Origin of the sequence: Streptomyces tsukubensis (assembly GCF_003932715.1) — a bacterium.
GTDB lineage: Bacteria > Actinomycetota > Actinomycetes > Streptomycetales > Streptomycetaceae > Streptomyces > Streptomyces tsukubensis.
In genome coordinates, this window is record NZ_CP020700.1 from 2660237 (window position 1) to 2679888 (window position 19652).

General features: G+C 72.9%; 20 protein-coding genes and 2 tRNA genes. 11 read left to right on the top strand and 11 right to left on the bottom strand.

The annotated features are described in order from the left end of the window. The first annotated feature begins 2 nt into the window (after positions 1 to 2). From ehuB to B7R87_RS10090, 7 genes are all read left to right on the top strand, one after another. A complete protein-coding gene (ehuB, locus tag B7R87_RS10060; RefSeq protein WP_045853068.1) occupies positions 3 to 944 on the top strand; it encodes an ectoine/hydroxyectoine ABC transporter substrate-binding protein EhuB in 942 nt (313 codons plus the stop codon). Beyond that, on the top strand, positions 941 to 1735 hold the full coding sequence (gene ehuC / locus B7R87_RS10065; protein WP_040916225.1) for an ectoine/hydroxyectoine ABC transporter permease subunit EhuC: 795 nt from the start codon (positions 941 to 943) through the stop codon (positions 1733 to 1735). The genes ehuB and ehuC overlap by 4 nt, the downstream gene beginning before the upstream one ends. After that, on the top strand, positions 1735 to 2385 hold the full coding sequence (gene ehuD, locus B7R87_RS10070; RefSeq protein ID WP_006349148.1) for an ectoine/hydroxyectoine ABC transporter permease subunit EhuD: 651 nt from the start codon (positions 1735 to 1737) through the stop codon (positions 2383 to 2385). The genes ehuC and ehuD overlap by 1 nt, the downstream gene beginning before the upstream one ends. Positions 2386 to 2512: 127 nt before the next feature. Further along, positions 2513 to 3241, top strand: coding sequence for an amino acid ABC transporter ATP-binding protein (locus B7R87_RS10075; protein ID WP_040916227.1), 729 nt, complete (start codon positions 2513 to 2515; stop codon positions 3239 to 3241). Between the two features lie 240 nt (positions 3242 to 3481). After that, a complete protein-coding gene (locus B7R87_RS10080) occupies positions 3482 to 4243 on the top strand; it encodes an IclR family transcriptional regulator (protein WP_040916224.1) in 762 nt (253 codons plus the stop codon). Between the two features lie 129 nt (positions 4244 to 4372). Next, positions 4373 to 4446 (top strand) — tRNA-Lys (locus B7R87_RS10085). Between the two features lie 203 nt (positions 4447 to 4649). Further along, positions 4650 to 5084, top strand: coding sequence for an ester cyclase (locus B7R87_RS10090; protein WP_006349145.1), 435 nt, complete (start codon positions 4650 to 4652; stop codon positions 5082 to 5084). 178 nt (positions 5085 to 5262) lie between these two features. Here the strand turns inward: B7R87_RS10090 and B7R87_RS10095 are convergent, their stop codons facing one another. From B7R87_RS10095 to B7R87_RS10105, 3 genes are all read right to left on the bottom strand, one after another. After that, a complete protein-coding gene (locus B7R87_RS10095) occupies positions 5263 to 5847 on the bottom strand; it encodes a lytic polysaccharide monooxygenase auxiliary activity family 9 protein (protein WP_040916222.1) in 585 nt (194 codons plus the stop codon). A 336-nt stretch (positions 5848 to 6183) separates the two neighbouring features. Then, the gene (locus tag B7R87_RS10100) at positions 6184 to 7437 is read right to left on the bottom strand and encodes an SPFH domain-containing protein (RefSeq protein ID WP_130584627.1); all 1254 of its coding nucleotides are present in this window, start codon (positions 7435 to 7437) and stop codon (positions 6184 to 6186) included. A gap of 79 nt (positions 7438 to 7516) precedes the next feature. After that, the gene (locus B7R87_RS10105; protein WP_130584628.1) at positions 7517 to 9022 is read right to left on the bottom strand and encodes a peptidoglycan-binding protein; all 1506 of its coding nucleotides are present in this window, start codon (positions 9020 to 9022) and stop codon (positions 7517 to 7519) included. A gap of 173 nt (positions 9023 to 9195) precedes the next feature. Here B7R87_RS10105 and B7R87_RS10110 point away from each other — a divergent pair. Beyond that, a tRNA-Lys gene (locus B7R87_RS10110) sits at positions 9196 to 9269 on the top strand. Between the two features lie 124 nt (positions 9270 to 9393). On the opposite strand, the gene B7R87_RS10115 is transcribed toward B7R87_RS10110, so the two are convergent. The 4 genes from B7R87_RS10115 to B7R87_RS10130 all read right to left on the bottom strand — a co-directional run bounded on the left by B7R87_RS10115 (position 9394) and on the right by B7R87_RS10130 (position 13361). Further along, positions 9394 to 9855, bottom strand: coding sequence for a hypothetical protein (locus B7R87_RS10115; protein ID WP_006349141.1), 462 nt, complete (start codon positions 9853 to 9855; stop codon positions 9394 to 9396). 158 nt (positions 9856 to 10013) lie between these two features. Then, the gene (locus B7R87_RS10120) at positions 10014 to 10793 is read right to left on the bottom strand and encodes an HAD-IIA family hydrolase (RefSeq protein ID WP_006349140.1); all 780 of its coding nucleotides are present in this window, start codon (positions 10791 to 10793) and stop codon (positions 10014 to 10016) included. A gap of 335 nt (positions 10794 to 11128) precedes the next feature. Further along, on the bottom strand, positions 11129 to 12022 hold the full coding sequence (locus tag B7R87_RS10125) for a hypothetical protein (RefSeq protein WP_187144564.1): 894 nt from the start codon (positions 12020 to 12022) through the stop codon (positions 11129 to 11131). 214 nt (positions 12023 to 12236) lie between these two features. Beyond that, positions 12237 to 13361 (bottom strand): ROK family transcriptional regulator, encoded by a 1125-nt coding sequence (locus B7R87_RS10130; protein ID WP_233168804.1) that lies wholly within the window; start codon positions 13359 to 13361, stop codon positions 12237 to 12239. A 316-nt stretch (positions 13362 to 13677) separates the two neighbouring features. Between B7R87_RS10130 and B7R87_RS10135 the strand changes: the two genes are divergently transcribed. Both B7R87_RS10135 and B7R87_RS10140 read left to right on the top strand, forming a co-directional pair. Continuing rightward, positions 13678 to 14772 carry a Gfo/Idh/MocA family oxidoreductase gene (locus tag B7R87_RS10135; RefSeq protein WP_006349137.1) on the top strand — a complete coding sequence of 365 codons (1095 nt, stop codon included), beginning with the start codon at positions 13678 to 13680 and terminating at the stop codon, positions 14770 to 14772. After that, positions 14769 to 15341 (top strand): heme-degrading domain-containing protein, encoded by a 573-nt coding sequence (locus B7R87_RS10140; protein WP_006349136.1) that lies wholly within the window; start codon positions 14769 to 14771, stop codon positions 15339 to 15341. Before B7R87_RS10135 ends, B7R87_RS10140 begins: the two co-directional genes overlap by 4 nt. A gap of 31 nt (positions 15342 to 15372) precedes the next feature. On the opposite strand, the gene B7R87_RS10145 is transcribed toward B7R87_RS10140, so the two are convergent. From B7R87_RS10145 to B7R87_RS10160, 4 genes are all read right to left on the bottom strand, one after another. Further along, the gene (locus B7R87_RS10145) at positions 15373 to 16236 is read right to left on the bottom strand and encodes a fumarylacetoacetate hydrolase family protein (protein ID WP_006349135.1); all 864 of its coding nucleotides are present in this window, start codon (positions 16234 to 16236) and stop codon (positions 15373 to 15375) included. 217 nt (positions 16237 to 16453) lie between these two features. Next, positions 16454 to 17197 carry a YidC/Oxa1 family membrane protein insertase gene (locus B7R87_RS10150; RefSeq protein WP_006349134.1) on the bottom strand — a complete coding sequence of 248 codons (744 nt, stop codon included), beginning with the start codon at positions 17195 to 17197 and terminating at the stop codon, positions 16454 to 16456. A gap of 86 nt (positions 17198 to 17283) precedes the next feature. Then, positions 17284 to 17616, bottom strand: coding sequence for a DUF6412 domain-containing protein (locus B7R87_RS10155; RefSeq protein WP_006349133.1), 333 nt, complete (start codon positions 17614 to 17616; stop codon positions 17284 to 17286). A gap of 52 nt (positions 17617 to 17668) precedes the next feature. Next, positions 17669 to 18427, bottom strand: coding sequence for a class E sortase (locus tag B7R87_RS10160; RefSeq protein ID WP_006349132.1), 759 nt, complete (start codon positions 18425 to 18427; stop codon positions 17669 to 17671). Between the two features lie 215 nt (positions 18428 to 18642). Between B7R87_RS10160 and B7R87_RS10165 the strand changes: the two genes are divergently transcribed. Then, positions 18643 to 19650, top strand: coding sequence for a tetratricopeptide repeat protein (locus tag B7R87_RS10165; RefSeq protein ID WP_006349131.1), 1008 nt, complete (start codon positions 18643 to 18645; stop codon positions 19648 to 19650). Positions 19651 to 19652 lie beyond the last annotated feature (2 nt).

Sequence of the window (19652 nt, forward strand, 5' to 3'; positions counted from 1 at the left end):
CCATGAACCACGAGCCACGGCAACCCCGCAGACCGGAAAGATCGGAGCCGTCCGCGGCACACGGCCCGCACATCGGCCGCCGCTCCCTGCTCGCCGGGGCTGCCGCCCTGGGCACCCTGGCCGCCGCGGGCGCGACCAGCGGCTGCAGCCGAGTGGCCACCGCGGACGCCGGGGACGGCGGGCGGCTCCTGGAGCAGTTGCGGGCGAAGGGGACCGTACGGCTGGGGCTGGCCGGTGAGCAGCCGTTCGGCTACATCGGCCGGGACGGCGAGATGACCGGCTCCTCGCCGGTGATCGCCCGGCGGATCTTCCGGGAGCTGGGGGTGGCGGAGGTACAGCCCTTCCCCACCGAGTTCGGCTCACTGATCACCGGGCTCAACGCACTCCAGTTCGACATCGTCGGCGCCGGGATGTTCATCACCCCCGCCCGCTGCGAGCAGGTCGTCTTCTCCGACCCCGAGTACCGGATGCTCAGCGGCTTCCTGGTGCCGAAGGGCAATCCCAAGAAGCTGCGCAGCTTCGCGGACGTGGCAGAGACCGGGGCCAGGCTGGCGACCGGGGTCGGCTATGCGGAGATCGACTACGCCCGGGAGGCCGGGGTGAAGGACGTCGTGACCCTGCCCGACCAGCTGGCCGGGCTGCTCGCGGTCGAACAGGGCCGGGCCGACGTCTTCGCCGGTACCGCCGTCGCCGTACGGAACGTCGCCGAAGGCAGCTCACGGGCCGAGGCGACGCCCGAGGTCACCCCGTATCTGGACGGGAAACCGGTGATCGACGTCGGCGGTTTCGCCTTCCGCTCCCCCGAGACCCGGCTGCGGGACGCCTTCAACCGGGAGCTGCACAAGCTGAAGCGGAGCGGGGAGCTGCTGGAGCTGATGAGGCCCTTCGGCTTCCGCGAGGCACAGATGACGAACGTCAGGGCCCGGGAGAGGTGTACGGGATGAGCGAGATCACCCCGGGGCTGTGGGAACTGCTCCTGAAGGGCGTGTGGATCACCGTCCAGCTCACCGTCTTCAGTGCCGCGCTCTCGGTGCTCGTCGCCTTCGCCGTCGGTCCGGCGCGCACCCATCGCAGCAGGCTGGTGCGGTTCGCCGCCGGTGCCTATGTGGAGGTCTTCCGGGGCACTTCGGCGCTGATCCTGATGTTCTGGGTGTTCTTCGTGCTGCCGATGGGCTTCGGCTGGCAGCTGGTCCCGATGTGGGCGGCGGTGCTGGCGCTGGGTCTGACGTACGGGGCGTACGGCGCCGAGGTCGTCCGGGGCGCGCTGGCCGCGGTGCCGCCGGGGCAACTGGAGGCCGGGATCGCCCTGGGCTTCGGCCCGGTGCAGCGGCTGCGCCGGGTGGTGCTGCCGCAGGCATGGCCGGAAATGATCCCCCCGTTCGGCAATCTTCTGGTGGAGCTGCTCAAGGGCACGGCCCTGGTGTCGGTGATGGGCGTGGGCGATATCGCGTTCGGCGCGGCGCTGGTACGGAACGCCACCGGGGACAGCGCTCCGGTGTACACGGTGGTGCTGCTCATGTACTTCGTCCTGGCCTTCACCCTGACCCGCGGGATGCGGCTGCTGGAGCGGCGGGCCAAGGCCGGTCTCGGACAGGACACCGGACCATCCGTACGGGACCGGATCCGGGCCCGCCGCCGGAGCCCCGCGGCCCCGCCAGAACCGGCTTCCGCGGCCACGACGACTGCAACAGCGACAGCGACAGCGACAGCGACAGCGACAGGAGGTGAGCGCTGATGCGCTGGGACTGGAACGCGGTCGGGGACTTCATGCCCCGCTTCTGGGACGGGCTGCTGGTCACCCTCCAGGCGCTGGTGCTGGGCGCGCTGCTCGCCTTCGCGCTGGGGCTGGTGTGGGCGCTGGCGCTGCGCTCCCCGTACCGCGCGGTGCGCTGGCCGGTGGCGGCGGCGACGGAGTTCGTCCGCAACACCCCGCTGCTGGTGCAGCTGTTCTTCCTGTACTACGTGCTGCCGGAGTGGGGGCTCACGCTCTCCGCGATGGCCACCGGGGTGATCGGCCTCGGGCTGCACTACTCGACGTACACCGCCGAGGTCTACCGCGCCGGGATCGACGGGGTGCCCGCGGGCCAGTGGGAGGCGGCCACCGCGCTCAGTCTGCCGCGGGTGCTGACCTGGCGTTCGGTGATCCTGCCGCAGGCGGTGCGGCGGGTGGTGCCCGCACTCGGGAACTACGTCATCGCCATGCTGAAGGACACTCCGATGATCTTTGTGATCGGGGTGATGGACATGCTCGGCCAGGCCCGCCAGTTCGCCGCCGAGACGTTTCTGACCGTGGAGGCCTTCACGGTCGTCGGCATCGCCTTCATCGCCCTGTCCTTCCCGGCTTCCCTTCTTCTGCGAGCACTGGAGCGTCGCCTTGTCCGCTGACCGACTGCTGAACACGCCCCCCGAGCCCGTCGGATCCCCGGAGTCCGCCGGGGATCCGACACCCACCGAGCCCACCGGGTCCGCTGCCGCCGGGGCGGGGAGGTCCGGAGCGGCCGCCGTCCCCGATCTGATCCGGTTCGACAAGGTCACCAAGCGTTTCGGGGGGCGTACGGTCCTCGACTCCCTCGACTTCTCGGTCCACACGGGCAAACACGTCACCCTCATCGGCCCGTCGGGCTCCGGCAAGACCACGATCCTGCGGCTGCTGATGACCCTGGTGAAACCCGACGAGGGCACCATCACCGTCGGCGGCGAACGGCTCTGGCCGGCCGGGGAGAAGGAGGTCCGGGAGGTCCGCCGGAACATCGGCATGGTGTTCCAGCAGTTCAACCTCTTCCCGCATATGAAGGTGCTCCGCAACGTCACCGAGGCGCCGGTCCATGTGCTGGGGCTCTCCCGCGACGAGGCGGAGGAGCGCGGCCGGGAACTGCTGGACCTGGTGGGGCTCGGCGCGTACACGGACAGCTTCCCCGGTCGGCTGTCGGGCGGCCAGCAGCAGCGGGTGGCGATCGCCCGGGCGCTGGCGATGCGGCCGAAGGTGCTGCTGCTGGACGAGGTCACGTCGGCACTGGACCCGGAACTGGTGGCCGGAATGCTGGACCTGCTGCGGGACATCGCACGGAGTACGGACGTCACGATGGTCTGCGTCACCCATGAGATGGGCTTCGCCAAGGACGTCTCGGACTGCGTGATGATGTTCGACGAGGGGCGGGTGCTGGAGTACGGGCCGCCGGAGAAGATCTTCTCGGCCCCGGAGCACGAACGGACGAAGGAGTTCCTGAGCGCGGTCCTCTGAACCGCGGTCCCCTCCGGTCGTACCCCCGCCCCACCCGCCCGGGGGTACGCCGGAACGCCCGGCCGAATCTCTCCCCTCCCCACCCCCTGGTTCATGCCAATGGCATATGCCAAAGAGAAGAGCCGCAGCATACGGGGGTGACAGCACCGGGCATTCCGGCCAACAACCGTGCTTCTGAAGGTTATTGACCGCTATCGTGGTAGGGGAAGCTTGCGGTGACGACCTGCTGAGGGGGAGACCGTGGCGCTCAGGCCCGAGCCGACCGTTTCATTCCAGTCGGTGCAGTACGCACTGCGTGTGCTCGAAGCCGTCTCCCGGCACAGCGGCGGGGTCTCGGACGACCAGATCGCCCGGGAGACGGGGCTGCCGACGGTCCATCTGGGGCCGATGCTCGACATGCTGCGCCGCGAGGGCTATCTGGAGCGGCTCGCCGAGGGCGGCGCCTATGCGATCGGCGACTCCCTGGTGCTGCTGGGTTCGGGCCCGGCGCAGGAGCGGGCGGTCGAGGAGAAGGTCCAGCACAGCCTGGCCGAACTGCGCGACACGGTCGGCGCCGCGGTGTACGTCAGCCGCTACATCGACGGCGAGGTGCGGGTCACCCAGTACGCGGACGGCCCGCTCACCCCCAAGGTCAACGAGTACGTCGACTTCCGCTTCGCGGCGCACGCGAGCGCGATCGGCAAATGCCTGCTCACCCAGCTCGACCCGAACGGCCGCCGGGAACACCTCTCCCGGCACAAGATCACCCGCTTCACCTCGCGGACGATCACCAGCGAGCAGCTGCTCTTCTCCAAGCTGGACAGCCAGCCGCCGACGGTCCCGATGCTCGACCTCCAGGAGTACGCGGTGGGCACCGTCTGCGCCGCCGTCCCGCTGACGGCGGGCTCCGCGGTGGGCTGTCTGGCGCTCTCCATGCCGGTCGAGCACGCGCACCGGCTCCGCGCCGCGGCCGACGCGCTGAACCGCAACGCGGCGCCGATGGTCCTGTCGCTCGCGCTCTGACGGACCGGCCCGGTGGTCGGGCGCGGGCACCGCGCCCCGGCGGCCGTACGGAGGGCGCGCGGAGGCGCCCCGGTGACCGCCAGATGGTCGGGAGCACCCCCCGGGACCAGGTAGTATTTTTGTCGTCAGGCGCCGCTAGCTCAGTTGGTTAGAGCAGCTGACTCTTAATCAGCGGGTCCGGGGTTCGAGTCCCTGGCGGCGCACAGATGATCACCCGAGGCGTTCCGGTTCCGACCGGGACGCCTCGGGTGTTTCCGCGCTCCCTCTCCGTGACGGGCCGCCCGGCGGCGTCCGGCCGGTTTGCGCGGGCACCGGCTCCGGGTTCTGCTGGAGTGATGGTCGCGCGTCGGCCCGTCCGTCCCCGACCCCGGCCCACCCGCGGCCGGCCCCGATGAGGGAGGCGACGATGACCGCCGAAGAGAACATGCAGCTGATGCAGAGCCTCGACGATGCGTGGAACGCCCAGGACTGGGACACCTTCGACTCCCGTCACGCTCCGGACACGATCGTGCACTGGCCGGGGCAGCCGGCGCCGACCCGGGGGCGGCACGACCACCGGGCGGAGGCGATCGCCTTCTTCGCCACCTTTCCCGACAACCACGTGGCCAACCGCCCGTACCACGTCCTCATCGGCCTGGGCGACTGGACCTGCTCGGTCGCCCGCTTCACGGGCACGATGACGGGCCCCATGAAGGGCCCGGGCGGGGAGATCCCGCCCACCGGACGCGCCTTCGCCGTCGACTTCTGCACGGTGGCGCACTGGGTGGACGGAATGATCGTGGAGGAGAACCTCTTCTACGATCTGGTCGGCCTGATGCAGCAGATCGGCCTCAACGACTGAACGGATCAGTCTTCGACGACCGCACGGCCACGGGCCATGGCCCGGCGGGCCGCCCCGTCCTGGGCAGCCCCGCCGGGCCGTACCGGTGTCCCGCCGGCCGGATATCCGACCCGGCCGGCGGAACGGCGGTCACTCCGGAAGTGCGGTCACTCCGGAAGCGCCGGGCCGGATGCCGCCGCTAGAACTGAACGTCCGAGCAGGCGTAGAACGCGTTCTGCGTGTCGTACACACTCCAGACCGCGACGATCACATGCCGGCCCGAACGGGACGGGATCGTCCCGGTGTGCGAGAGGGTGTACGGCGGCTGCTGACCGCCGTAGTTGACGGTCAGGAACGGCTGGGACTCCAGAGCGGCGCGGGTGATCTTGGAGTTGGGGTTCCAGCCGGGCTTGGTGATGAAGTACTTGAAGTCGCTGGTGCGGTGCGGCGCGGTGAAACGCCAGGAGAAGGTGTAGCTGCCCGAGTTGACCCGGGTGGCGGGCCAGGCACCGCCGCGCGGGTCGTCGAGCTGCGAGAACCGTCCGTTACCGCCCGAGCAGATGGTGCCGTCGGCGGGACCGGAGGACGGGAAGCCCTTGGGGCCCTCGGCGCTCTGCGGCTCGTACTGGATCGCACCGCAGTTCTGCACCGTGCCGTTGGCACAGAGCTTCTGGCGGCTGATCGGGGATTCGGTGTAGCCGTGGCTGTTGGCGCTGCCCGTGGCGACGACGGTGGCACCCGTCATCAAAAGGCCGACGGCGGCGGCTGTCATCCTTTTGCGCATGCTTGCTCCAGAGAACGTGGGGGAGTTCGAGTGAGCCGTGCTGCACGCGTGCTGTGGGGGGTTTGGTGCGGGAGTGCGTGGTGATGGTGGGGGTGGGGGGCCGCGGGGTGTTCCCGTGGGGGGAGTTCTGCCGCGAGAGGCGCTCCTTCTGCGCCATGCTAGGTCTAGACCAACACCCAATGTATTGACCAGAGTTCACCCTGTCCAGACCTTGCGAAACCTTCATTTTCCGGCTCCATGGGGTCTCTGGCCACGGGATACATGCCCCAGCCTCGCCTTCCCCTTCATCACATACAGCGGTACGGCTCCGAGGCCCGGAGCCACCGGAGGCGGAACTCAGCGCTCCAGGGGCGTGGACCGGCCGGTGTAGAACGCCACGGTCAGATCCTTGACAAGGGCCTTGCGCTCGTAGTCGTCGAGTTCGACCAGACCGCGCGAGGTCAGCCGGGTGACCGTATCGTCCACCGCGTCGACCACCGAGGTCAGCACGGAGTCCCGGTGCCGGGCGTCGATCGCCGCGACCCGGCGGCGCTGGAGCGCCGCCGCGACCTCGGGGGCGTACTCGACCGCCGTGGGCTGCGCCGAGAAGACCTCGATGCCGGCCGGGGCGCACTCGGCGGCCAGCAGGCGCGTCAGCGCCCCGCCGACCGCCCCGGCGTCGTACGGTCCGGACTCGCCGCGACCGGCGTCGGCGGGGAGTGCGGCGAGCACCCGGGCCAGCGACGCCTCGACCCGCCGGGTCAGATACGCCTCGTGGTCCTCGACCCCGAGGACCGCCCGGGCCGTGTCCCGTACCCGCCACACCACCAGCACCACCGCCCTCAGCGCCGTACCGTCCGCGGTGACCGCGGGCATCGGCTCGCTGCGCCAGTGCCGGAGCCGGACGTCGACGCGGCGCCGCCGCAGCAGCGGGTTCACCCACATCAGCCCGGTGCGGCGGACCGTTCCCCGGTACTCGCCGAAGAGGGTGAGGACACTGGCGTGTCCGGCCCGGCCGCGGGCGACGCCGCCGAGGGTGAAGAGCGCGAGGACCACGCCGAGGACGACCGCGCCCCACAGTTCGGGGCCGATTCCGGGGTACGGGGCGGGTGGCAGGCCGAGCAGCCGGGGCGCGACCGCGGGCAGCACACCGGTGCTCCACAGCACCAGACCGGTCCCGGCCAGGGCGCAGGCGGCCGCGATCACCCCGGTCCAGCCGGGGAGTGCGGGCCCGGGGCGTTCGGTGAGCAGGGGGTCGGCGGCCGGGGGCACCGGACGGGGCACGGGGGTACGGGCCGCGGCCGGGGCCACCCGGGGCTGCTCGCCGGTGCCCCGGCGGCGGGAGACCACGGCCGGACGGAGCGGGGTGGTGCGGACGGCACCGCCGGGGAGGCCACCGGGGCCCGGGTGTCCGCGGCCGATCCCTGTGCCCCCTGCGAGCCCGCCGGTGCTGACGGCGCCGTTGCCGTTGCCGTTGGCGTCATCGTCGTCGTCGCGGAAGAGCAGGTGGACCGGGATCGCGGTGGTCGTCTCCTGGCCGATGACCGGGGTGTGTGGGGCGTGCGGTGCGCCGGGGCCCTCCGGCTCCGACGTGGTGGTGCTGGTGCTCATCGGTGCTGCCGCCTCCGCTGCTGGAGTGGTACGGGGCTGCCGCCTCCGTTGCTGATGGGTACGGGTCCGGGCGGGCCGGTCAGGCCTTGGCGGGCGCCGGGGCGAAGAGCCGCCGCCAGGTCTCGGGCCCGGGGTAGCCGTCGGCGTCCGCGCCGCGCCAGCCCTGGGCCAGCTGGAACGCCTCCACATTGCGCCGGTCCGCCTCGCCCCACACCGGGCCGGGCCCCTTGGTGTAGTGGCGGCCGAAGCCGCGCGCGACCAGCTGTTTGCCGAGCCGGGTGACGTCCGGACTGGACACTCCGGGCCGGAAGACCCCGAAGCCCGGGAAGGGCGGGACGGCGGGGGCCTGGCCGGGCGAAGGGGCGGCGACGGGGGTCGCGGGCTCCGGTTTCGCGGGCGCCGCGGCGGGCGCGGGCACGGCGGCCGGGATGTTCTTCCCCTTGCCGGTGACGAGCAGCTTCCAGGTGTGGGCGCCGGGCAGGCCGTCGGCCGCGGTCCCGCGCCAGCCCTGGGCGAGCTGGAACGCCTGGGTCGCCTTGCGGTCGGCCTCGCCCCACACCGGGCCGGGCCCCTTGGTGTAGAACCGCTTGCCGCCGCGCTTGACGAGCATCTGCCCGAGCCTCGTCACATGCGCGTTGTTCGCGCCGGGGCCGAAGGAGCGGGCGCCGGGAAAGGCGTCGGCGGCGGGCGGCGCGGGCGTAGTCGGTGCGGGCGGCGTGGTGGGAGTGGTGGGTGTGGCGGGAGCCGGGGGTGTGGGCGGCGTGGTGGGCGTGGCGGGCTCCGCCGGTTCCTCCGGGGCGGTGGCGCTGGTGACGCCCTTGTACCGGTAGGCGAGGTACTTGTCGGAGTTGTTCCAGTACGCCATGGGCGTGGTCTGCCGCCGGGTGGCGGGCTTGGTCTGCTCGTACGCCGTGTACGACTCATGCGTGTAGTCGGTCCAGCCGCCGAAGAGCGTGACGTGCGAGCCCTTGGTCGGATTGGCCGGATTGTGGAACAGGAGGATGTCCCCGGGCTGGAGCTCCTCCCTTTTGATCTCCGTGGCGAACTGGGCGAGGCTGCCGGTCCATTCGTTGGTGGTCAGCCCCCAGGCCATGGACACATAGCCCGAGCAGTCCTGGCGGTAGCCGTCGGTCCAGTACGTGGACATGCTGTACGGGACCTCGGCCTCCACCCAGACCTTGGCCCGGTTGATGATCTCCGCCCGGGTGGTAGCGGGGGTGACGGGCGCGGCCGGTTTCCCGGCCGGTCCGGGCAGCGGACGTCCGTGGAGCTCGCCCCGCCCGCCCTGTTCGTTGTCCGGTTCGGTGCTCGTCGCGGTCTCGGGGGCGTCCGCCGTACGCGCCGCGGCGGACAGGCCCGGGACGCCCGCCGATCCGGCCCGTACATCCGCTGCGGAATCGGCGGCCGCGGGCTGTGCCGCTCCCCCGCCCAGGACCACGCCCGCCGCCGTGACCAGCACGAGCGCCCGGCGGCAGCCATGGGCCGCGGGGTGTTCCCCGGCCGCGAGCGCCCGGCGCTGGAGGACGCACCCGGGACAGTCGCAGTCGGGAGCGGGTTCGTACTCCTCGAATACCGGCACCGCCATGGCTGGCCCCTCCGTGCGTGGCTGAATCGTGATGTCCGTGACCGGGTACGGCTGAGTGCAGTCTGACCCATAAAAGGGACAAAACGAACATCCGACAGGCCGGGGGCGATCAGATGGGCGGGATATTGGTCCGGAGCACCCTCGCGGGTCCGGTAGAGTTTTCCCGTCAGCAAGCGCCGCTAGCTCAGTTGGTTAGAGCAGCTGACTCTTAATCAGCGGGTCCGGGGTTCGAGTCCCTGGCGGCGCACGCGATACAAGGCCCTTCGCCATCGGCGGGGGGCCTTGTTGCTGTCCGATGCCCGCATCGCCCGGGGGCTCGTCCGGGGCTGAAAATCGCCGTTGGACGGGGACCGTACCCCCGTCGGGCCGCTTCAGTGACGCGCCGGACGGCCGCCGCTCTCCGCCCGCCGCCGCCGGTGCGTTCCCCGTACGGCGACGACGACCGCGGCCACCCCCGCGAGCACCAGCCCGATCACGGTATGTGCCGTACCGGGCCCGGCGCTCTCGGCGGCGGGCCCGTCGACCGCAGTCTCGACCGGCCCGGCGCCGTCACCGCTGCCCGTACTGCCGGTGCTTTCGGTGCTGCCGGTGCTGTTGGTACGGGCTCCGCCGTCCGACGCACCGCGCGCCTCGACGAGCACCGCGGGGTCGGGCCCCGCCCGGGGCGTGAGCAGCGAGGGCACCATCGGCGCGGCGGCCGGGATCCCCGCTCGTACCGACTCCTGCCCGGAACCGGCGGCGGGCTCCGCGGGCGCCAGGACCAGGGCGGCCGGCGCAGCGGCCAGGACTGCGGCGACCCCGGCCGTACGGAGTGCGATCGCTGCTGCACGCATCGTGACACCTCCTGCTGGCCACAGCGTCACGCGTTCCGCGGTGTCCCGCATCCGCAGCGTCGGCGCCCTGCCCCCGTACCCCGCTCTGACGTGCCACGACGCCGAAGGAGGCCCAGGTGTTCGGGTGACGGGCCGCCGCGGTCGCGGAAGGCTCAGGCTCAGATGCGGTCGACGAGATCCGCGATGGAGTCGACGATCGTCGACGGCCGGAAGGGGTAGCGGTCGATATCGGCGGGGGTCGTGACACCGGTCAGCACCAGGAAGGTCTCCATACCCGCCTCCAGACCCGCCAGGACGTCCGTGTCCATCCGGTCACCGATCATGGCGCTGGTCTCGGAGTGGGCGCCGATGGCGTTCAGCCCGGTCCGCATCATCAGGGGGTTCGGCTTGCCCGCGAAGTACGGGTCCTTGCCGGTCGCCTTGGTGATCAGCGCGGCGACCGAACCGGTCGCCGGGAGCGGGCCCTCGGTGGAGGGTCCGGTCTCGTCGGGGTTGGTGCAGATGAACCGGGCCCCGCCGTTGATCAGCCGGATCGCCTTGGTGAGCGCCTCGAAGGAGTACGTCCGGGTCTCGCCGAGGACCACGTAGTCCGGGTCGTGGTCGGTGAGGACGTACCCGATGTCGTGCAGCGCGGTGGTCAGACCGGCCTCGCCGATGACGTACGCCGTACCGCCGGGCCGCTGGTCGTCGAGGAACTGCGAGGTGGCCAGCGCGGACGTCCAGATGTTCTCCACCGGCACGTCGAGCCCCATCCGCGCGAGGCGGGCGTGCAGATCACGGGCGGTGTAGATGGAGTTGTTCGTCAGCACCAGGAACGGCTTCCCGGTGTCCCGCAGCTTGCGGATGAAGGCGTCGGCGCCGGGGATCGGCACGCCTTCGTGGATCAGGACACCGTCCATGTCGGTAAGCCAGGATTCGATCGGCTTGCGCTCTGCCATCAAGGGGGCTCCTGCCGTGCTTGGGGCGTACGGGGGCGGGCCCGGACCCAGGGCCGGGCCGGCGGCCGGGCGGGGATCCGGGTCCCGTACGCGAGGTGCGGGATGCCGGAGGCACGGCTCTGTGGTCCCCCGACCCCGACAGCCTAGTCAGCCTCCGGCCTGCTGTTCGAGCCCTGATCATCCGCCGGTTGTCCGGCCGCCACCGGCGGGCCGCCGGAAACAGCCCCGGTCACGGACGTACCCGGACCGGGCCGGGGTCACGGCGCGGCCATACGGGCTCGGTTGCCTTCCGGCGGCCGGGGGCGGGCCGGGATCACGGCCCGGCTTCTGTCCGGTCAGCCGCGGGCCCTGCGCAGTCCGCGGGAGAGGAGGACGAGGACCCCGCCCGCGGCCAGCACCATGCCCAGGGCCGCGGCCAGCCGGAGGGTGGAGCCGGTGCCGGTGGTCGCGAGTTCGTCGCGGGTGACGGTGGCCCCGGTCCCCCGGTCCTTCAGCACGGCGAACCGGTAGTCGCCCGATTCGCCCACCCAGTCGCCGTCGCTCCCGTGCCGCTGGACGACGGCCGCGTTGACGGTGACCTGGTTGGGCGGGGTGTCCGCGATGAGGGCCAGCCGGACCTTGACCGTGACGGCGGAGCGCGCCCCGACGGTGAAGCCGCCGCCCTTGGCCCGCTGGGTGCCGAGGACCCCCACGACCTCGTCCTCTTCGGTGGCCGCCAGCGGTGCGGTACGCCAGCGGGCGGCCCCGGGATCATAGAACTCCAGCATCATCCGGGCCGGGGAGAGACCCCGGTCGCGGGCGGCGAAGACGAGGACGGGGTGGACCTCGCGGCAGGCGCGGCCCGTGGTGTTGGTCAGCTCCACGGCCCATGGTTCGAAGCCCGTGCCCGGGTGGTGCACATCGGGTCCGCCGTACAGCCGGGTGGCGATGGGGAACTCCCCGCCGGAGGCCTTCCCGCAGCCGACGGGCAGCCGGCCGGCCGCGGGGGGCACTCCGGCGGCCACGGCCGGAGCGGCCGGGGGCACGGCGAGGGAGAGGGCGATATCCGCGGCCCGGACCCGGCCGGGGCGCCCCTCGGGGCCGGGCGACGGCGGCGCGGAGGCGGCGGGCGGGGCCTGCGGGGCGCCGTGACCGCCGTCGGCAGTGGCGGCGGGTGCCGGGCTCCCGGTGAGAAGGACCGCCGCGGCCGCGGTCGCGGCGACGACGGCGAGTGCGGTACGCGGTCGCATGGGGTGCACCGGCCTTTGCGTTCGGGGACGGGCTTCGCCCCGACGATGGCACCCGCGGGTGCGGTCGTCGGCGCGCCACGACCCGGTGCCGACCGGAAGGCCCGGCGATTCCGCCCCTTCAGCGTATTTTCCGACTGTCGGACATCCCGATCGGTGAGGATCGGGGCGGGCGCGGGGCGGTCGCGGGTTCCGGGCCGGTATCGGTCGGGTGGTGTCAGATTCCGGTGGCCGGGGTGAGCGGGCCCGGGGTCGTACCGCCGAAAAGCGGGGCGAGGACGAGTTCGGCCGCACCGCGGGCCACCAGGTACGGGCCGCCGCCGGCGAGGGCGACCGGGATCCCGGCACGGCGGTGCACCTCGCGGACGAACACCTCGGCGACCGCCTCGTCGCTCTCGATGATCCGGCCGCCCAGCAGGACCCGGTCGATGTCGAGGAGCGCGACGAGGTTCGCGGCCCCGACGCCGAGTATCCGGGCCGCCTCCGTCAGATCCCCGCGGGCGACGGCCGCCAGGCAGAGCGCCTCGATGCAGCCGCGCCGCCCGCACCCGCACTCCGGCCCGTCGAGTTCGATCACCTGGTGGCCGAACTCCCCGGCGCCGGTGCGGGCGCCCCGGTGGATCGCGCCGTCCAGGACGAGCCCGGCGCCGAGGCCGGTGCCGAGGTGGAGATAGGCGTACGAGTCCCCGGGCCCCGCCCCCGGGCCCAGGTCGTCCCTTTCGAGCCCGAGGGCCCCCGCGTTGGTGTCCTTGTCGAGTACGGCGGGCATGGCGAGCCGGGCGGCGACGGCGTCCCGCAGAGGGTAGCCGTCCCACTCCGGGAAGCGGGTGACCCGGCGGGTCACTCCGGCCGCATGGTCCAGGGGCCCCGGCATCGCGACCCCCACCCCGAGCACATGCCGCCCGCGCGCCCCGGTGGCGAGCAGTGCCTCCACCTCACCGGCCGCCCGCTCCACGACCGGTCCTGCGCCCGCGCCCAGGTCGAGCGGGGTGACCCGGGCGGCGACCACGCTTCCGTACAGATCCACCAGGACCACGGTCAGCTCGTCGCGGTCGAGCTGGATCCCGACGGCGTGGCGGGCGTCGGGGGCCAGCCGCAGGACGGTGCGGGGCTTTCCGCCGGTGGAGGCGCGCTGTCCGGCTTCGGCGACCAGTCCGTCCGCGCGCAGGCGGGCGACGATCTTGCTGACGGCCTGGGGGGTGAGCCCGGTCCGCGCGGCCAGCCCGACCCGGCTCAGCCCGCGGTCGCGGGCGCTCCGCAGCAGGGCGAGGACCAGGGCGGTGTTGTGTTCGCGCAGTACGGGGAGGTTGACCCCGCCCCGGCTCCCGGCCGCCGCGGCCACCGCCCGTCCGGAGCCCGGCGGCTGCCCCGGGGCCTTACCGCCCGGTCCCGTACCGCCGGATCCCGCCCCGCCCGCCGCCGTACCGCCCGGTCCCGTAGCTCCGGATCCCGTACCGCCCGATCCGCCGCCCGGCCGTGCCCGCCCCCGCGTCGTACGGCCGGACTGCACACCGTCTGCCGCCACTTCCGCTGCTGCCGGTCCCGGCCGTTCGCGGCCCGCTCCCGGCTCGGGGCGCGGAACGCCCCCACTGTTCTCTCCCACTCCCCCATTCTCGCCCTTGCTTGCGCTTTGGCAACAGCGTTGCTTAAGTGACGGCATGACTGGCACCGGCACCGATACGCCCTTCTCCGTAGGACTCGTCGGCTACGGAGTGGCGGGCTCCTTCTTCCACGCCCCGCTGATCGCCGCCGCCGAGGGCCTCGTTCTCGATACGGTCGTCACCTCCAGCCCCGTACGGCAGGAGCAGGCGCGGGCGGAGTTCCCGGGCGTACGGATCGCCTCGTCCCCCGAGGAGCTGTGGCGCCGCGCCGGTGAACTCGACCTCGTGGTCGTCGCGTCCCCCAACCGGACGCACGTCCCCCTCGCCACCGCAGCGCTCCGGGCCGGGCTCGCGGTCGTCGTGGACAAGCCGCTGGCCGCGACCGCCGCCGAGGCACGCGATCTGTCCGCCCTGGCCGCGGAGCGCGGGCTGCTGCTCTCCGTCTTCCAGAACCGCCGCTGGGACGGCGACTTCCTCACGGTCGCGCGGGTAGTGGCCGGCGGTGAGCTGGGGATCGTGCAGCGTTTCGAATCACGTTTCGAGCGGTGGCGGCCGCAGCCCAAGGGCGGCTGGCGGGAGTCCGGCGACCCCCAGGAGATCGGCGGACTGCTCTACGACCTCGGCAGCCATGTCGTCGACCAGGCAGTGACCCTGTTCGGGCCGGTGGTACGGGTGTACGCGGAGTCCGATGTACGGCGCGGGGGCGCGGAGGCCGATGACGACACGTTCTTCGCCCTGACCCATGCCGGCGGTGTCCGCTCCCACCTGTGGGTGAGTTCCACCGCCGCCCAGCTCGGCCCCCGCTTCCGGGTGCTGGGCTCGCGCGCGGGCTATGTCTCGTACGGAATGGACCCGCAGGAGGCCGCGCTGCGGGCGGGGCGGCGGCCGGTGCCCGGCGAGCCGTGGGGCGTGGTGGAGGAGTCCGGGTGGGGCCGGATCGGGGCCGGGGAGTCCCCGGTGACCGGCGGGGGACGGCCGGTCCCGGCGGAGCCCGGCGACTATCCCGCGTACTACGACCTGATCGCCGAGGCACTGCGGAACGGCACCCCGCCGCCGGTCACCGCCGAGCAGGCGGCGGCGGTCCTGGCCATCCTGGAAGCGGCCCGTCGTTCCGCCCGTGAGGGCATCACCGTGGAGGTGCCGTCCGTATGACCGCTGCCGCCGCTGCCGCTCCCGCTCCCGTGCCCGGTGAAAGCGGCCCCGACGCTCCCGGCGGCCCCGACCGGCCGGCGGCCGGGACGGCGCCGACGGTGGAGGAGCTGTCCGCGCAGGAGCGGCGGCTCGTGCTGGACCGGTTCACCCATGCGGACGCCTGGGCGCTGGGCACCCTGCTCGTGGAGATGGCCCGGCTGCGCAACGCGCCCGTGGCGGTCGACATCCGGCGCGGCGGGCAGCAGCTCTTCCACGCGGCGCTGCCGGGCTCCAGCCCGGACGACGACGCGTGGATCGACCGGAAGCGGCGCGTGGTCGCGCGGTACGGGGAGAGCAGTCTGCTGGTGGCGGCCCGGCACCGCGACCGGGGCACACGCTTCGAGGAGGCCGCCCGGCTCGACCCGGCACGGTATGCGGCGCTCGGGGGTTCGTTTCCGCTGACGGTGACGGGCGCGGGGGTGGTCGGGGCGGTGACGGTCTCCGGCCTGTCGCACCTCGACGACCATGCGCTGGCCGTCGAGGCGCTGGAGCGTTTTCTGACGACGACGCGGACGCCGTCGGGGGTATGACCCCGCTCCCCTGGGAACGCCCGGGACAGGCTCAGGCGTCTTTGAGTGTCTGCCGCTGCCGGCCCAGACCGTCGATCTCGGCCTCGACGACGTCTCCCGCGCGCAGATAGCGGGCCGCGTCCCCCTGGCCGATGGCGACGCCCGCCGGGGTGCCGGTGTTGATGATGTCACCGGGGTAGAGGGTCATGAACCGGCTGACGTACCGGACCACCTCCGCGACCGGGAAGATCTGGTCCGCGGTGGAGCCGTTCTGCCGCAGTTCGCCGTTGACCCACAGCCGCAGCGCGAGGGCCTGCGGGTCCGGTACCTCGTCGGAGGTGACCAGCCAGGGGCCGAGGGGGTTGAAGGTCTCGCAGTTCTTGCCCTTGTCCCAGGTGCCGCCGCGCTCCAGCTGGAAGGCGCGTTCGGAGACGTCGTGGGCGACGGCGTAGCCGGCGACGTACGCCAGGGGGTCATCGTCGTCGCCGAGGTAGCGCGCGGTGCGGCCGATGACGACGGCCAGTTCGACCTCCCAGTCGGTCTTGGTGCTGCCGCGCGGCACGAGCACGGTGTCGTTCGCGCCGACGACGGTGTCCGCCGCCTTCAGGAAGACGACGGGCTCGGCGGGCGGCTCGGCACCGATCTCGGCGGCGTGGTCGTGGTAGTTCAGCCCGATGCAGACGACCTTGCCGATCCGGGCGACCGGCGGGCCGGGCCGTACCCCGGCGGGGGCGTCGAGGACCGGCAGTACGCCCGCGCCCGCGGCGGCGCGGATCCGGTCCAGCGCGAAGGGGTCGGCGAGCAGCTCGCCGTCGATGTCGTCGACGAGTCCGGTCAGATCGCGGAGGGTCGTACCGTCCGGGTCGAGCAGGGCCGGACGTTCGGCGCCCGCGGCGCCGATGCGCAGCAGTCTCATGGGTGGTTTCCCTGGCCTCTCCTGGTTTCAGCCTGATGCCGTGTGATTCCCGTACGCGTCCGGACGATGGGTAGCGGCCATCGGCGGGGCCTTCGGAGGATCGGTCGTCATGATCTTCCAAGAGGTCCGGAACGCTCGGCAAGACCGCGTTCATTCCCTGGGACGGGGGCGGGCCGGGGCGGGGCCCCGGCCCTTCTCCGGGGCCGGTCCCGCGGTGTCAGAGCGGGTTGGCGAGCGCCCCGGCGGCCGGCATGTCGCGGTAGAGCAGGATCCGCTCGACGGCGCTCCAGGTCGTACTGGTGACGATGTAGAGCGCGGCCGCCAGGGGGACGACGGCGACGGTGACCAGGGTGCCGAAGGAGAGCAGGGGCAGCACCTTGGTCATGGCCGCGGCGCCGGGGAGCGCGGTGCCGTCGGGGACCGGGGGCTGGGCGGACATCTGCTTCTTCGTCCGGCGGTAGTTGACGACGGCGACCAGGGTGACGAGGGCGAAGAGCGCGAGATAGACCAGACCGCGGTCGCCGAGGACGCCGCCGGCGCCGAGGGCGTCGTGCCAGCGGCCGCCGAGGGGTGCGGCGAGGAGGGTGTGGTCGAGGAGGGCGTTGGGTTCGCCGCCGATCGTGCCGCTGGAGAACAGGTGGTAGAGGAGGAAGAAGGCGGGCAGCTGGAGCAGGCTGGGCAGACAGCCGGAGAGGGGCGACGCCTTCTCCTTGGCGTACAGCTCCAGCAGGGCCTTCTGGAGGCGGTCGGGGTGCTTGCCGTGCTTCTTGCGCAGGGCGGCGACCTGGGGGGCGAGGCGGGCGTTGGCCTTCTGGCCGCGGGCGGCGGCGCGGGAGAGGGGGTGGACGGCGAGCCGGACGAGCGCGGTGAAGAGCACGATCGCGGCGGCGGTGGCGGAGGTCTGGAAGAGGGGTTCGAGCAGTTCTGCGAGGCGCTCGACCAACTGGGCGAAGACGGACAAGGAGAGCCCTCCGGGGGTCTCGTACAGCCGGATATGTCAGGGCATGTACGGCAGCACCCACGAAGGGAGGGAAGCCTTCCGCTCGCCTAGGCGGCCGCTGCCAGGAGGGCGCGGCCGGGGGCTCGGGGCCTGGTGCGGCCCCGGGCGTCGGGGTCGCGTTGCGGCAGGAAGGCGGTGCGGCGTTCGCGGTCGCGGATGGCGGTACGGACGCGGGTGCGGGGCACCGGCGGCGCACAGCGGGCGCTGATCACGGCGCAGACGACGAGCGCGGCGCCCGCGGCACCGGTGGCGGCGGCCGCGATGGCGAGGGCGGCGGAGACTCCGGCGCCCGAGCCGTCGGCGAGGACGACGTCGAAGACGAGGACGAGGGAGAGCACGATCGCGTGGAGGGCGCGGCCGGTGCGGCTGTGCGCGTCCATGGGCTGCCCCCCTTTCCCTCTGCGGTCCTGTCCGTCCTTCTCCTTGCCGGATTCAGCGTACCCGGTGGGTGGAGACGAGCTTTCCCCAGACGATCAGACGGTAGGCGGAGCTGAACTCGGGGGTGCAGGTGGTGAGGGTGAGGTAGCTGCCGGGTTCGCGGTATCCGGCACCGGGGACGGTGAGGGAGCGGGGTACGGGGCGGATCACCCCGATATCGCGGGGAGAGGTACGGGCGAGCTGCCGGTCGACCTCGTACACGTACACCGCGTCACGGGTCTCGATACGGATGTCGTCACCGCGGCGGAGGCGGTTGATGTGGCGGAAGGGCTCGCCGTGGGTGTTGCGGTGCCCGGCGAGGGCGACGTTGCCGGGGCGGCCGGGGAGGGCGGTGCCCGGATAGTGGCCGACGTACCCCTGGTCGAGGACGCCGCGGGCGGTGATGCCTTCGGCGACGGGGGCGGTGAGGCGGAGGCGGGGAATGCGGATGACGGCGTACGCGGTACCGGACGGGCGCGCCACGTCCCGCCCGCGCTCCCTCTCCCCCTCCCTCTGATTGCCCTCCCTCCCCCCTTTCCCCTCCCCCTCCCTTTTCCCCTCCCCTTCCCCCCTCCCGTTCTCCTCTTCCTCCTCACGGGCGGGGTCACCTCCTCCGCGGGCGTTCCCCTCCTCCGACCACTGTCGCGCCAGGGAGTGAACGGCGCGTTCGGCACCGGCGCGGGCCTGCCGGTTGGTCCACCACAGCTGGTGGACGACGAGCAGCAGCACGACGACCCCGAAGGTGACGGCGGCCTCGGCGGTGCCCCAGAGCACCCGGGCGGCCCGCGCACGGGCGCGGCGCCCGCGCCCCTGAACGACGACGGGCACCCGTACCCGGCCGGGTCGCTGCTGCCGTATCCGCACGGGCGCACGATAGGCGGGGCCGCTGCAGGTGGCCAGAGCCGTGCGCGGCCCATGGCCTTCCCGGGCGGCAGACGGTCCGGGAGGGCCGTGCGGCACGCCCGGCACACGGCAGTACGGTGTCCCCCATGCGCCCCGACACGCCTACCGCCCACACCACCGAAGCCGAACGTCTGCTTCGCACCGCGGAGCAGTACCCGGAGGACCGCGAACCCCTGCTGCTGCGCGCCGCGGCCCACCTCGAACTGGCCGGCGACCGTGAACGCGCCTCCACCCTCTACGACCAGCTGCTCGCCGAAGAGCCGGAGCACCCCCTCCTGGTGAAGGCGCTCCAGGCGGCGAACCTCTGGGAGTACGGCCACGAGGCCGAGGCCCGGGCCCTGATCGCGGGCATCCGCACGGCCGCCCCGGCGGATCCGGCGCCGTGGGAGACGATCGCGGAGACCCTGGAGTCCCACGACGAGCTGGAGGAGTCGCACGCCTGCTTCACCGAGGGCATCACCCTGCTCCTCACCCCGGGCGACGACGACGTCCCGTACGACACCCGCCCCCTGCTCACGGGCCGCCACCGGGTCCGCAGGCTGCTGGCCCGCCCGCACGACGAATGGGACCGCCTCGCGGACAAGGTCCACACGGCCCACTCCCCGATCTCCCTCGACGAACTCCACGACCCGAACCGCCTCTGGGCCCTGGGCTCCGACAACCCGGCCGAACTCCGCGCCGAGATCGCCCGCCTCCGCTCCGAACTGGGCTCCTACCGCTCGGCGCTCTCCCGCCCCTTCCCGGTCGCGGTCCTCCACTGGCCGGCCCCGGAGTTCACCGAACTCCTCACCACCTATCCGGCCCTGGCCGCCGAGTACCCCTCCTACCAGACCCACCTGGCGTCCATCGAGTCGTCCCTGCGCGAACTCGCCGCGACCGGCACGGCCAATCTGGGCATCGTGACGGCGACGGTCCCGTCGTTCGAGGCCTTCGCCGCGGCGGAGGCCTCGACCCCTACGAACCCGTCGCTGCTCCCCCAATACACCACCACCCTCGCCGCCCGCGGCCGCGCCTTCCCCTGGCCCCCGTCGAAGGGCGCGGACTGCTGGTGCGGGGCGGGGGCGGCGTACCGGGACTGTCACGGGGGTAGCTAAAT

Bases quoted from the DNA above. Each gene is read 5' to 3' on its own strand.
- B7R87_RS10095 (WP_040916222.1), bottom strand. From the start codon at position 5,847: ATGCGCAAAAGGATGACAGCCGCCGCCGTCGGCCTTTTGATGACGGGT.
- B7R87_RS10125 (WP_187144564.1), bottom strand. From the start codon at position 12,022: ATGCGACCGCGTACCGCACTCGCCGTCGTCGCCGCGACCGCGGCCGCG.
- B7R87_RS10090 (WP_006349145.1), top strand. From the start codon at position 4,650: ATGACCGCCGAAGAGAACATGCAGCTGATGCAGAGCCTCGACGATGCG.
- ehuD (WP_006349148.1), top strand. From the start codon at position 1,735: ATGCGCTGGGACTGGAACGCGGTCGGGGACTTCATGCCCCGCTTCTGG.
- B7R87_RS10155 (WP_006349133.1), bottom strand. From the start codon at position 17,616: ATGGACGCGCACAGCCGCACCGGCCGCGCCCTCCACGCGATCGTGCTC.
- B7R87_RS10135 (WP_006349137.1), top strand. From the start codon at position 13,678: ATGACTGGCACCGGCACCGATACGCCCTTCTCCGTAGGACTCGTCGGC.
- B7R87_RS10140 (WP_006349136.1), top strand. From the start codon at position 14,769: ATGACCGCTGCCGCCGCTGCCGCTCCCGCTCCCGTGCCCGGTGAAAGC.
- B7R87_RS10100 (WP_130584627.1), bottom strand. From the start codon at position 7,437: ATGAGCACCAGCACCACCACGTCGGAGCCGGAGGGCCCCGGCGCACCG.
- B7R87_RS10115 (WP_006349141.1), bottom strand. From the start codon at position 9,855: ATGCGTGCAGCAGCGATCGCACTCCGTACGGCCGGGGTCGCCGCAGTC.
- B7R87_RS10165 (WP_006349131.1), top strand. From the start codon at position 18,643: ATGCGCCCCGACACGCCTACCGCCCACACCACCGAAGCCGAACGTCTG.
- B7R87_RS10105 (WP_130584628.1), bottom strand. From the start codon at position 9,022: ATGGCGGTGCCGGTATTCGAGGAGTACGAACCCGCTCCCGACTGCGAC.
- ehuB (WP_045853068.1), top strand. From the start codon at position 3: ATGAACCACGAGCCACGGCAACCCCGCAGACCGGAAAGATCGGAGCCG.
- B7R87_RS10145 (WP_006349135.1), bottom strand. From the start codon at position 16,236: ATGAGACTGCTGCGCATCGGCGCCGCGGGCGCCGAACGTCCGGCCCTG.
- B7R87_RS10120 (WP_006349140.1), bottom strand. From the start codon at position 10,793: ATGGCAGAGCGCAAGCCGATCGAATCCTGGCTTACCGACATGGACGGT.
- ehuC (WP_040916225.1), top strand. From the start codon at position 941: ATGAGCGAGATCACCCCGGGGCTGTGGGAACTGCTCCTGAAGGGCGTG.